Origin of the sequence: uncultured Algibacter sp., from assembly GCF_947495675.1 — a bacterium.
Taxonomy (GTDB): domain Bacteria; phylum Bacteroidota; class Bacteroidia; order Flavobacteriales; family Flavobacteriaceae; genus Algibacter_B.
Window position 1 is genome coordinate 111295 of the sequence record NZ_CANLZX010000006.1, and the last position, 13413, is coordinate 124707.

The 13413-nt window shown below is 32.7% G+C and carries 10 protein-coding genes and 1 riboswitch; all 10 genes read left to right on the forward strand.

The window, feature by feature from the left end; all coding sequences use genetic code 11:
• The first annotated feature begins 192 nt into the window (after positions 1 to 192).
• Positions 193 to 318: riboswitch (SAM riboswitch) on the forward strand.
• Positions 319 to 427: 109 nt separating this feature from the next.
• The 10 genes from Q0842_RS06330 to Q0842_RS06375 all read left to right on the forward strand — a co-directional run bounded on the left by Q0842_RS06330 (position 428) and on the right by Q0842_RS06375 (position 13399).
• Positions 428 to 1702, forward strand: coding sequence for an O-acetylhomoserine aminocarboxypropyltransferase/cysteine synthase family protein (locus Q0842_RS06330; protein WP_298495649.1), 1275 nt, complete (start codon positions 428 to 430; stop codon positions 1700 to 1702).
• On the forward strand, positions 1703 to 5101 hold the full coding sequence (gene thrA, locus Q0842_RS06335) for a bifunctional aspartate kinase/homoserine dehydrogenase I (RefSeq protein WP_298495652.1): 3399 nt from the start codon (positions 1703 to 1705) through the stop codon (positions 5099 to 5101). It begins immediately after the preceding gene.
• 38 nt (positions 5102 to 5139) lie between these two features.
• Positions 5140 to 6315, forward strand: coding sequence for an aminotransferase class I/II-fold pyridoxal phosphate-dependent enzyme (locus Q0842_RS06340; RefSeq protein WP_298495654.1), 1176 nt, complete (start codon positions 5140 to 5142; stop codon positions 6313 to 6315).
• A 194-nt stretch (positions 6316 to 6509) separates the two neighbouring features.
• Positions 6510 to 7514: a polysaccharide lyase family 7 protein gene (locus Q0842_RS06345; protein ID WP_298495657.1), complete on the forward strand. Its 1005-nt coding sequence runs from the start codon at positions 6510 to 6512 to the stop codon at positions 7512 to 7514.
• A gap of 31 nt (positions 7515 to 7545) precedes the next feature.
• Positions 7546 to 7962, forward strand: coding sequence for an Rrf2 family transcriptional regulator (locus Q0842_RS06350; RefSeq protein WP_298495662.1), 417 nt, complete (start codon positions 7546 to 7548; stop codon positions 7960 to 7962).
• Positions 7963 to 8125: 163 nt separating this feature from the next.
• Positions 8126 to 8383 carry a DUF2061 domain-containing protein gene (locus Q0842_RS06355; protein ID WP_298495665.1) on the forward strand — a complete coding sequence of 86 codons (258 nt, stop codon included), beginning with the start codon at positions 8126 to 8128 and terminating at the stop codon, positions 8381 to 8383.
• Positions 8371 to 9015 (forward strand): phosphoadenosine phosphosulfate reductase family protein, encoded by a 645-nt coding sequence (locus Q0842_RS06360; RefSeq protein ID WP_298495668.1) that lies wholly within the window; start codon positions 8371 to 8373, stop codon positions 9013 to 9015. Before Q0842_RS06355 ends, Q0842_RS06360 begins: the two co-directional genes overlap by 13 nt.
• A 10-nt stretch (positions 9016 to 9025) precedes the next feature.
• Positions 9026 to 9931: a sulfate adenylyltransferase subunit CysD gene (cysD, locus tag Q0842_RS06365; protein WP_298495670.1), complete on the forward strand. Its 906-nt coding sequence runs from the start codon at positions 9026 to 9028 to the stop codon at positions 9929 to 9931.
• Positions 9932 to 10014: 83 nt separating this feature from the next.
• Positions 10015 to 11262 (forward strand): GTP-binding protein, encoded by a 1248-nt coding sequence (locus Q0842_RS06370; protein ID WP_298495673.1) that lies wholly within the window; start codon positions 10015 to 10017, stop codon positions 11260 to 11262.
• A gap of 49 nt (positions 11263 to 11311) precedes the next feature.
• On the forward strand, positions 11312 to 13399 hold the full coding sequence (locus Q0842_RS06375) for a HEPN domain-containing protein (RefSeq protein ID WP_298495675.1): 2088 nt from the start codon (positions 11312 to 11314) through the stop codon (positions 13397 to 13399).
• The last annotated feature ends 14 nt before the right edge of the window (positions 13400 to 13413 follow it).

The window sequence follows — 13413 nt, forward strand, 5'->3', positions numbered from 1 at the left end:
TTTTTTCGTAGTTTAAGAAAAAGATTTGATATCAATAACTATCGCTCCCTAATTATAGTGAAGAAGGTTAGGAGTTTGTAATTAATAGTTTATTTTAAAATTAAGACTTAAAATAAAAAATAGGCTCAAAAATTTGGATATTAACTTTACAGATTCAATATTTGCATTCACAAAGTTCAAACACGTATTGAAATGTTATCAAGAAAGGTGGAGGGATTAGACCCGTTGAAACCTTAGCAACCCTTTAAACTTATTAAAGAAGGTGCTAAATTCTACTTAAATTACCAATTCATTTATTGGTATTTGGATAGATAACTCACAAATTACAGTCTGTAATTTCACAACTCTTTTTAACATTTTTCTAATAATTACACTTTTTAAGTGGATTTTTGAATTTTTATAAATTAATAATAAAAAAACTAGAAAAATGAGCGATCAAAAATTAGCAACTAAAGCATTACACGCAGGACACGACGTAACAGCAAACGCAGGAACAAGAGCGGTACCAATTTATCAAACAACTTCTTATGTTTTTAACGATTCAGATCATGCAGCAAATCTCTTTTCATTAAAAGAGCTAGGGTTTATTTATACACGTTTAAATAATCCAACAAACCAAATTTTGCAAGAACGTTTAGCTGCTATAGAAGGCGGTATAGGAGCCGTAGTTTTCGCCTCAGGAACTGCAGCAATTGCTACTGGTTTACTAACTTTATTAAAGGCTGGAGATCATATCGTAGCATCTAGTAGTTTATATGGTGGTACATACAATTTATTAAGTGTTACACTACCAAGATTAGGTATTACAACAACATTTGTAGATGCTTCAAATCCCGATAATTTTGCAGCAGCAGTACAAGATAATACAAGAGCGTTTTTTGTGGAATCTTTAGGGAATCCAAAACTAGACGTTTTAGATCTTGAAGCTATTGCAGCACATTCAAAAGCTGCCGAAGTGCCTTTTATAGTTGATAATACTGTGGCAACACCAGCATTATTAAATCCTATTAAGCATGGTGCAAATATTGTAATTCATTCTTTAACAAAATATATTGGCGGGCAAGGTACTTCTTTAGGTGGTGCCATAATTGATGCTGGAACTTTTAATTGGGCAAACGGGAAATTCCCAGAGTTTACTGAGCCTTCAGCAGGATATCATGGTTTAGTGTATCATGAAGCTTTAGGTGCAGCATCTTATACATTCAAATTAATTCTTGAAGGATTAAGAGATTTTGGTGGCGCTATGAGTCCAACAAATGCATTCAATATTATACAAGGATTAGAGACCCTACCAGTTAGAATAAAACAACATAGTGCAAACGCATTAGAATTAGCAAAATGGTTAGAAGCGCAAGATGAAATTGCTTGGGTAAACTATCCTGGTTTAGAAAGTAGTAAATATAAAAAGTTAGCTGATAAATATTTACCAAAAGGACAAAGTGGTATTGTAACTTTTGGTCACAAAGGTGGTTTTGAAGCAGCTAAAAAAATAGCCGATAACACAAAGTTATTTTCATTATTAGCTAATATTGGAGATACAAAATCATTGATAATTCATCCAGCAAGTACAACACATCAACAATTAGATGAGGCCGAGCAAGCATCAGCTGGTGTTGGAGCAGATTTAATTCGTTTGTCTGTTGGTATCGAAGATATCGAAGATTTAAAAGCAGATTTATTAGAAGCATTCAAAACAATATAATTGAAACATCCATTGCAACATATCACCATAAACAATTTCGCTACCGAAAGTGGTGCGCTTAATACCAAAATTAAATTAAGCTTTCAAGTTTTTGGAAAGCCACTAGGTAGTGCTCCAATAGTTTTGGTAAATCATGCTTTAACAGGAAATAGTGATGTTGCTGGTGAAAATGGTTGGTGGAAAGATTTAGTAGGTGCAGATAAAGTTATTGATACAAAGCTTTACACCGTTTTGTCATTTAATATACCTGGTAATGGTTTTGATGGATTTGTTATCGATAATTATAAAGATTTTGTTGCCAGAGATGTTGCAAACTTATTTTTAATAGGTTTAAAAGAATTAAAAATAGGGAAATTATTTGCAACAATTGGTGGCTCGTTAGGCGGTGGAATTGCTTGGGAAATGGCTGTTTTACAACCTGACTTCACAGAGCATTTGGTGGTTGTAGCAACAGATTGGAAATCGACTGATTGGTTAATTGCCAATTGTCAAATTCAAGAACAGTTTTTGTTAAATTCTAAACATCCAGTACATGATGCAAGAATGCATGCTATGTTATGCTATCGAACACCAGAATCTTTTAAAGAGCGTTTTCAGCGTTCAAAAAATGATGATTTAGAAATTTTTAATGTAGAAAGTTGGTTGTTGCATCATGGAAAGAAGTTACAAGAGCGTTTTCAACTTTCTGCATATAAATTAATGAATCAGTTATTGAAGTCAATCGATGTTACAAAAGGGAGGTCGAGCAACTTTAATGTACTTGAAAACATAGAGGCAAAAATTCATTTAATTGGTGTAGATTCCGATTTGTTTTTTACAGCCGAAGAAAACCGAGAGACCCATAAGCAATTAGCGTTAACGCATCCTAATGTAACATACAATGAAATTCATTCAGTACATGGGCACGATGCTTTTTTAATGGAATATGAACAACTTGAGAAAATTATAGAAGGCATATTTGTGCCACATTCTAAAAGAAAACCTATGAAAATATTAAAATTTGGAGGTAAATCTTTAGCCAACGGAAAAGGTTTAAATAAGGTGCTTTCAATAATTAAAAATAAAGTTGAAGCAGGAGAACGTATAAGTATAGTGGTTTCAGCAAGAGGTTCTGCAACAGATGAATTAGATGCTGTTTTAAACAAGGCTTTAAAAGGAGAGCCTTTTCAGGAAGATTTAGAAGCGTTTAAAAACTATCAAAAAGAGCCTTTAAAAAGCATAGATTTTTCTGAAGAATTTTCAGTTCTAGATAAGCTTTTCGAAGGAGTTAGCCTATTACGAGATTATAGTACAAAAACAAAAGATAATATTTTAGCACAAGGTGAATTATTATCTGTAAAATTAATTGCCAACTTGTTAAATCAACAGGGAATCAAAGCAAAAGCAACCGATTCTCGCGAGTTAATAAAAACCGATGAAACCTTTGGGAATGCTCAGCCATTGTCAAAAATATCAAAAGAAAACACCCAAAATTATTTTAGTAAAAATAAAGATGTAGTTAATGTGGTTACTGGTTTTATTGCTTCAAATTTAAAGAATGAAACAACCACTTTAGGAAGAAACGGTAGTAATTATACAGCGGCTTTACTAGCTAATTTTTTAGATGCCGAAGAGCTACAAAACTATACGCATGTAAGTGGTATTTATACAGCAGACCCAGGTTTAGTGCCAGATGCTAAACAAATTAGAGAATTATCGTTTAGTGAGGCTAATGAGTTGGCTAATTTTGGTACTTCAGTGTTACATGCTAAAACCATTATCCCTCTTGTTGAAAAGAATATAAACCTCCGTATTTTAAATACTTTTAATTCAGATGATGAAGGGACGCTAATTACAGCAAGACCAAGTACAAAAGAAGTAACATCTTTATCAATTTTAGATAATGTAGCCTTACTGAATTTAGAGGGCCGTGGCTTACTTGGGAAAATAGGTGTAGATGCAAGAATATTTGGCGCTTTAAGTAAATATGGCATTAGTGTAAGTATCGTATCTCAAGGTTCTTCAGAACGTGGTATTGGGTTAATTATAGATGCAGATCAAGCTACTCAAGCAGTTATAGCGTTAGAGCGCGAGTTTGAAAGTGATTTCTATTCGCAAGACGTTAATAAGATTGATGTTGTTGATGATGTTGCTGTTATTTCTATTATTGGAATAGAGCTTAGTTCTTTCCATAAACCATTTAACGCACTTATAAAAAACCAAATAACACCTTTGCTTTTTAATAATACTGTTACAGGAAAAAATGTAAGTTTAGTAGTTAAAAAAGCGCAACTACATAAAGCCGTAAATGTTATTCATGGAGAGGTTTTTGGTATTTCTAAAAAGATAAACATAGCTGTTTTTGGTCATGGCGGTGTAGGTGGAGCATTAATTAATCAGATTTTAAAATCTAAAAAGGATATTGAAAAACGTAAAGGCATTAATTTAAATGTTTTTGCTATTGCAAATTCTAAAAAGCTTATTCTAAATAAAAATGGGGCAGATACCAATTGGCAAGATGCCATAAAGTATAGCTCATATGAAAGTTCTATAGAGGATATTATTACCTATGCTAATAATCATCATTTAGAGAATTTAATAGCAGTTGATAATACAGCAAGTACAGAATTTTATAAAAATTATATACCATTAATTGAAGCTGGTTTCGATTTAGTATCGTCCAACAAAATTGCAAATACAATTTCTCATGATTTTTATAAAGAATTAAGAGTGCAATTAGAAGCGAATAATAAGCAATATTTGTATGAAACTACAGTTGGTGCAGGCTTACCTTTAATTGATACTATTAAGCTATTACACGAATCGGGAGAAAATATTACGAGAATTAGAGGTGTGTTTTCAGGAACATTAAGTTATTTGTTTAATAATTTTTCTGTGCAAGACAAACCATTTAGTGAAATTATTCAAGAAACTGTTGATAAAGGGTTTACAGAACCAGATCCACGTGAAGATTTTTCAGGAAATGATGTTGCTAGAAAGCTATTAATTCTTGCAAGAGAGTTAGATTTGCAAAATGAATTTGAAGATGTTGAAGTATTGAATTTAATACCAGAAGCGTATAGAGATATTTCAGTTGAAGACTTTTTATCTCAATTACATGTTTTAGACGAACAATATCAAAAAATAAAAGATAACCAAAAAGAAGGTCATGTTTTAAGGTATGTTGGTGATTTATCAGGTGATTTGTCAAAAGACAAAGGGAATCTAGAAGTTAAATTAGTATCTATTCCAGAAGATAGTACCTTAGGTCACGTAAAAGGATCTGATGCTATTTTTGAAATATTTACAGAGTCGTACGGCGAACAACCTATTGTTATACAAGGTGCTGGAGCAGGTGCTGAAGTTACTGCAAGAGGTGTTTTTGGAGATATTTTAAGGCTGTCGAAACACATAAATTAATGTCAGGTTGAACTCAGTTGAAACCTAAAGAAGTTAAAATGAAAGAGAATAAAAAACAGTTTGAAACTGAAGCAATAAGAACCCAATCTGATACCACTCAGTTTTCAGAGCATTCGGTTCCATTATATTTAACATCGGGGTTTATTTTTGATGATGCTGAAGAAATGAGAGCGTCTTTCGCTGAAGAAAAGCAGCGCGATTTATATAGTAGATATAGTAATCCTAATGTAAACGAATTTGTAGATAAAGTTTGTTTAATGGAAGGTGCAGAAGCTGGTTTTGCTTTTGCAAGTGGAATGGCAGCGGTATTTTCAACATTCGCTACGTTATTAGATGCTGGCGACCATGTGGTGTCTTGCAGTTCTGTGTTTGGAGCAACGCATGGTTTGTTTACTAAATACTTTCCAAAATGGAATATTGAGTGTTCATATTTCAATATAAATGAAGTTGAAACTATAGAAAATTTAATTAAACCAAATACTAAATTTATTTATGCAGAAACACCAACCAATCCTGGTGTTGATGTGTTAGACTTAGAATATTTAAGTGCTATATGTAAAAAACATAATTTATTATTAGTTATAGATAATTGTTTTGCAACACCTTATTTGCAGAACCCTATAAAATTTGGTGCAGATTTGGTGATTCATTCGGCTACCAAATTAATGGACGGTCAAGGACGTGTATTAGGAGGTGTTACTGTGGGTAAAAAGGAGTTAATTCGAGAGATTTATCTGTTCTCAAGATTGACTGGGCCATCAATGAGTCCCTTTAATGCTTGGGTGTTATCAAAATCTTTAGAAACCTTGGCTGTTAGAGTAGATAAACATTGTGAAAATGCCTTGAAATTGGCAACTTACTTAGAAACACATCCAAAGGTAAAATGGGTTAAATATCCATTTTTAAAGTCGCATCCCAAGTATGACATTGCAAAAAAACAAATGCGTTTAGGAGGTAATATAGTAGCCTTTGAAGTAGAAGGTGGCTTAATAGGTGGGAGATCTTTTCTAGATGCTATTAAAATGTGCTCGCTATCTGCTAATTTAGGAGATACAAGAACTATTGTTACACATCCTGCAAGTACTACACATGCTAAAGTTGAGCCTGAAGTAAAAGCTGCAGCTGGTATTACAGCTGGTATGGTGAGAGTTTCAGTAGGTTTAGAACATGTTGATGATATTATTCAGGATTTAGAGCAAGCATTACATAGCTAATGTGTTTATAAGCTACTTACATTATTTTAATTTGTTAAGGTTTAGTTTTATATGTTTTTTATCGAATTCTATGTGTAATTTTAGGTATGTATGCCTCTTAGGCATTATTATTGCTAAAAAATGATAGTACTAACTTTATTCAAAGAATTATAACAGCAATTTTAAGTTAGGAAGACTAAAAAATATAAAGACTTATGAAATTATACAAAACCATTTTTGCACTTTCAATTTTTGCATTTTTATTTTGCTGCAGTTCTTCCGATTCAAATGTAAAAGAGGAAGAGCAAGAACAAGAAATTATTGTTGAAGAAGGGGAGGAAGAACAAGAAGGAGAAAACAATGAGACTTCAGGAGAATTAGACCCCAATAAATCACCTTCAGAAAACTTTGATTTATCTACATGGAATTTAAGTATACCAGAAAATAAAGGAGATGGTACTGCTACAACAATTTCTGTTAGTGAGATTAATAATAAATATGAGAATAGTAAATATTTTTATACAGCCAATGATGGCGGAATGGTTTTTAAATGCCCAGTAAATGGCTTTAAAACATCAATTAATACAAGTTATACAAGAGTTGAGCTACGTGAAATGTTAAGAGGTACAAATACTAGTATTAAAACGCAAGGTGTTAATAAAAATAATTGGGTTTTTGGCACAGCCCCAACTGCAGATAAAAATGCAGCTGCAGGTTTTGATGGTGAAATGAAAGCAACACTATCAGTAAATCATGTTACAACTACAGGTAGTAGCAGTCATGTTGGGAGAGTTGTTATAGGGCAAATACATGCTAATAACGATGAGCCAATTCGTATTTATTATAGAAAATTAAAAAATAATGAACTTGGCTCAATTTATTTTGCTCATGAACCTACAGATGGTAATGGCGATGAACAATGGCACGAAATGATCGGGTCTAGAAGCAATAGTGCCTCAAACCCTTCAGATGGAATAGCACTTAATGAGAAGTTTAGTTACACTATTAAAGTTGTTGGAGATATCTTAAACGTTAATATTATTAGGGAAGGAAAAGAAAATGTTTCTAAAACAATTAATATGGTAAATAGCGGATTTAATGTAGGAGGTCAATATATGTATTTTAAAGCTGGTTTATACCATCTTAACAATACAGGCGATGCCGATGATTATGCACAGGTCACTTTTTATGATTTACAAAAATCACACACAACAAATTAATATTAGTTACTAAAACGCTTATATTAGCCTAATGCTATCTAAAAAAACAAAATACGGACTTAAAGCGCTTACCTATATAGCAAGAAGTCAAGGTGATAAGCCAGTACAAGTAGCTGTAATAGCTAAGAGTGAGCAAATACCACAGAAATTCTTAGAAGGCATTCTTTTAACTTTAAGAAAGTCAGGAATTTTAGGTTCTAAAAAAGGAAAACATGGTGGTTATTATTTGAGAAACGAACCTTCAGAAATTAAAATGACAGATGTCATGCGTGTACTTGAAGGTCCAATAGCTATGGTGCCATGTGTGAGTCTTAACTATTATGAAAAGTGTGATGATTGCCCAGATGAAAACCTTTGTAGTGTTCATAAACTTATGATTCAAGTACGAGATAATACACTTCAAGTCTTCAGAAACACCACTTTAGCCGATTTGTCAAATACTAATTAATAAAGATTTCTCAAAATTTCTTCATCTTTAAAAGAATAATCTACGTTTTAACTTAAAAATATTCCATTTTTCTAAAAAGTTATTAAATCTCTTTTTAGTTAGATAAAATGTTTTACATTTGTAATCCCTACTAAATTGATAGGGTTAATATAAAAAATGAAAAATGATAGCGCAAATGTTATTAAAAAGTAAAGAAAAGTCCTCTTATAAAGATGATAGTGTTGGTGAAAAACCAATACGAAGTGTAGCAAAAGCTTTAAGCTGGAGAGTAATAGGGACTTTAGATACTTTAATTGTATCATACATTCTAACAGGCGAAATATCAATTGCCGCATCTATTGCTTCAATCGATTTTTTAACAAAAATGGTATTATACTTTTTCCATGAGCGTATTTGGAACGCTGTAAAATGGGGAAAATAAATAAAGAGATTATGTTTACAGAAACTCAAATAGAAGAATTAAATAAAAGTTTTGAAAAAGCCACGCCTACTGAAATTATTCAGAAGGCTTTTGAGCTTAATAATAAAGCTGTGGTAACAACTAATTTTAGACCTTACGAGGCAGCTATACTGTATGCGGTTAGTAAAATAGAAGCTACTATTCCTGTAATTTGGTGCGATACGGGTTACAATACACCACAAACGTATAAGCATGCCGAACAAGTTATAAAAGATTTAAACTTAAATGTGTCTTTATATGTGCCAAAACAAACAGCGTCTCATAGAGATGTGGTTATGGGAATTCCAAGTGTAGATGCTCCAGAGCACGCATTGTTCACAGAGCAGGTAAAATTGGAACCTTTTAAACGTGCTATGGACGAGCATAAACCTAACGTGTGGTTTACAAACTTACGCCAAGGGCAAACAGCATTTAGAAACAGTATTGGTATTTTTAGTTTAAGTAAAGATGGTGTTTTAAAGGTAAGTCCTTTCTATTTTTGGTCTGATGAAAAATTAGACACCTATTTAGAAGAAAACAATTTACCAAACGAGTTTAAATATTTCGACCCAACAAAAGCATTAGAAAATAGAGAGTGTGGTTTACACGCTTAAAAATAATATTATGAAGAAAGATACATCACATATCAATTCACTAGAAAACGAAGCAATTTATATCATGAGAGAAGTTGCGGCACAGTTTGAAAAACCTGTGTTATTATTCTCTGGAGGAAAAGATTCAATAACTTTAGTAAGATTAGCTGTTAAAGCATTTTATCCTGCAAAAGTACCATTTCCTTTATTACATATTGATACGGGGCATAACTTCCCAGAGACAATTGAATTTAGAGATCGTTTATGTAAGGAATTAGGTTTAGAATTAATTGTGCGTAATGTACAAGATTCTATTGATGAAGGTAAAGTAAAAGAAGAATCTGGTCGTTACGCTAGTAGAAATATGCTACAAACAACTACGCTTCTTGATGCTTTAGAAGAATTTAAGTTTGATGCTGCTATTGGTGGTGCACGTCGTGATGAAGAAAAAGCAAGAGCTAAAGAACGTATTTTTTCTGTACGTGATGATTTTGGTCAATGGGATGAAAAGAACCAACGTCCAGAATTATTTGATATGTTAAATGGTGCTATAGATCACGGACAAAATGTACGTGTGTTTCCAATTTCAAACTGGACAGAATTAGATGTTTGGTCGTATATAGAAAAAGAAAATATTGAGATTCCTTCAATTTATTTTGCACACAAACGTAAAGTCTTTTTAAGAGATGGCATGATTTGGTCTGCTGAAGACGGTGTGGTTTATAGAGATGAGAATGAAGAGGTGATAGAGAAAATGGTACGTTTTAGAACGGTAGGAGATATGAGCTGTACCGCAGCTGTATATTCAGATGCAGTTTCTATTTCTAAAGTAGTAGAAGAAATTAGAGATTCTACAATTTCTGAACGTGGTGCTAGAATTGACGATAAGCGTTCTGAAGGAGCCATGGAAAAACGTAAACAACAAGGGTATTTCTAGAATATCAATTTTGTTAGTTCCGCTTAAGCGGAAATCTTTTAAAATGAATACAAATTAGGCTTTTAGCCAACATTATAATATAAATGGAAGTATTAAAAATAGCAACAGCAGGAAGTGTAGATGATGGAAAAAGTACGTTAATAGGACGTATTCTTTATGATACAAAATCTTTAACCTCAGATAAGTTAAAAGCCATTGAAGATAAAAGTGAACAACTAGGATACGATTACTTAGATTTCTCTTTAGCTACCGATGGTTTAATGGCCGAAAGAGAACAAGGAATCACCATTGATGTAGCACATATTTATTTTTCAACTAAAAAGAAAAGTTACATTATTGCAGATACTCCAGGTCACGTAGAATATACACGTAACATGGTTACAGGAGCTTCAACATCTCAGGCTTCTATTGTTTTAATTGATGCTAGAAAAGGTGTTATCGAGCAAACAAACCGTCACTTCTTTATTAATAATTTATTGAGAATTAAAGACGTTGTCGTTGCCATTAACAAAATGGATTTGGTTGATTATTCTGAAGAGGTTTACAACAAAATTAAAGCCGATTTTACAGAATTAATGAGTAAAAGAGATTATCAGGACCAAAAAATCACTTTCATTCCTGTAAGTGCTTTAAAGGGTGATAATGTTGTTAATAAAACAGATAAAATGCCTTGGTATAAAGGTGAAGCTTTATTGGAGCATTTAGAGCAACTGGATAAGGCAGATATATTTAACTCTGGTACACCGCGTTTCCCTGTGCAATATGTTATTCGTCCTAAAACTGAAGAATTTCATGATTATAGAGGGTATGCAGGGAAAGTTTATGGTGGCGATTTAAGTGTTGGCGACGATATTATTGTGTTACCATCAAAAACACGTTCAAAAATTAAAGATATTTATTTCTATGATGAAAAGTATGAAACGGCTTCTAGACGCTCATCAGTAACCATCACATTAGAAAATGATATTAATGTAAGTCGTGGCGACATGATTGTTAAAGAAAACGATTTGCCAACCATCGATAAGCAATTTACAGCAAATGTTTGTTGGATGGATAGCAATCAATTAACACCTGGAGGGAAATATATTGTTCAGCATGGTGTTAATAAAGTATTGGCTAAGGTTGATAGAATCAATCATAAAATTAACCCAGATTATTCTGGTTTTGAAAAGAATGTAACAGGATTAAATATAAACGATATTGCTTCAGTATCATTCAAATTAAATAAGCCAATTTTTTATGATCAGTTCAAAAATCACAGAACAAATGGATCTTTTATTATAATCGATCCACAATCTAATAATACAGTTGGAGCTGGATTTATTCAGTAAAATTATAAATTAAAAAATTCTTTTCTAATAAGAAAAGGTCAGGTATAGCATGCAAAGTTTTGAAACAGAAATAGAAAATCCAATTGTACAAAAGGATATCATTGAATTAGCTAAAAAAATAGAGCTTTTTCATAATGGTAAAATAGACGAAGAAAAATTTAGAAGTCTTCGTTTAGCACGTGGTGTTTACGGTCAGCGCCAAGAAGGCGTACAAATGATACGTATTAAAGTACCATACGGAAAGTTAAAAAGTAATCAATTACGAAGAATTGCAGCGGTTTCTGATGAGTATTCTCGTGGACGTTTACATATTACAACCCGTCAAGATATTCAAATTCATTATGTGGATTTAAATAGAACACCCGAGCTTTGGGCCGAATTAGAAAAAGATGAGGTTACCGTACGTGAGGCTTGTGGAAATGTAGTAAGAAATGTAACAGCTTCTGAAACTGCTGGTATCGATGTAAACGAACCTTTTGATGTGTCGCCATATGCTGATGCATTATATAAATTCTTTTTACGTAACCCAATTTGTCAAGAAATGGGACGTAAATTTAAAGTGTCTTTCTCTTCAACAGACGAAGATACAGGGTTGTCTTATTTACACGATATAGGATATATAGCAAAAATTCAAAATGGCGTTCGCGGTTTTAAAGTTTTAGTTGCTGGTGGTTTAGGGTCTCAACCACGTCATGCCGATGTGTTATACGAATTTATTGAAACCGATAAAATCATTCCAATTATGGAAGGTGTTTTAAGAGTTTTTGATCGTTACGGTGAGCGTAAAAGTAGAGCTAAAGCGCGTATGAAATTCTTGTTAAAAGATATCGGTTTAGATGCTTTTAAAGAATTAATTGCTGAAGAGCAAAAAGCTATCGAATTTAAAAGCGTTGCTATTGATGCTGATGCTTATGTAGCTTCAAAACCAGTTTCAGTAGAAGCGCCTACTGCCGAAATTAAAGATCAAGAAGCTTTCGATTTATGGAAGTCTACCAACCTTATTCCTCAAAAGCAGGAAGGTTATGTAGCTATTGGTGTTAAAGTGTTATTAGGTGATTTTTATACAGATAAAGCGCGTTTATTAGCTAATTTAGTAGATAAATATGCTGCTGGCGAAGTACGTTTAACATTACGTCAAAATATTGTTATTCCTTTTGTAAAAGAAGACTTAGTGCCATTTTTCTATCAAGAGCTTGAAAAATTAGGTTTTGTTGAAGCTGGTTATAATAAAGCCGTAGATATTACAGCGTGTCCTGGAACAGATACTTGTAATTTAGGTATAGCAAGTAGTACAGGTATTGCTGTAGAGTTAGAGCGTATGCTTAAAGCAGAGTACCCACAATATTTAAAAAACCAAGATTTGGTTATTAAAATTAGTGGTTGTATGAATGCTTGCGGACAACACAATATGGCTAATATTGGTTTCCAAGGAATGACGGTTCGTACGCCAGATAAACTAGTAGCGCCAGCGTTACAAGTATTATTAGGTGGTGGTAACCAAGGTGATGGTAATGCAACTTTTGCAGATAAAGTAGTAAAAGTACCAAGTAGAAGAGGACCAGAAGCCTTACGCAGAATTTTAAATGATTTTGAAGCTAATGCAAACGGCAAACCATTTGTAGAATATTACCAAGAAAAAGGAGAAAGATATTTTTATGATTTCTTAAACGATTTACAAGATGCTACTAACTTAACTCAAGAAGATTTTATCGATTGGGGTGAAGAAGAAAAGTATGTAAAAGAAATAGGAATTGGAGAATGTGCTGGAGTAGTAATCGATTTAATTGCCACTTTGTTTTTTGAAAGTGAAGAAAAAATTGATAACGCCAAAGAAGCCTTTGAAAACGAAGTATATTCTGGGGCTATTTATTATGCTTACCAATCTTTAGTTAATTCTGCAAAAGCCTTATTATTAGCAGAAAATAAAAAGACGAATACACATGCCGGAATTATTTCTCAATTCGATGAAATATTTGTTGAAACTGGAGATATTGAATTAGGAACATCGTTCTCTGAATTAATTTACCAAATCAATAAAAATGCGCCATCTAAAGAATTTGCTTTAAATTACATATCTAATTCAGATAAGTTTTTAGCAGCAGTAAGAGCTTTTAGAGCAGCGCAACAAGAAGTATAAATTTTTAAAATTAT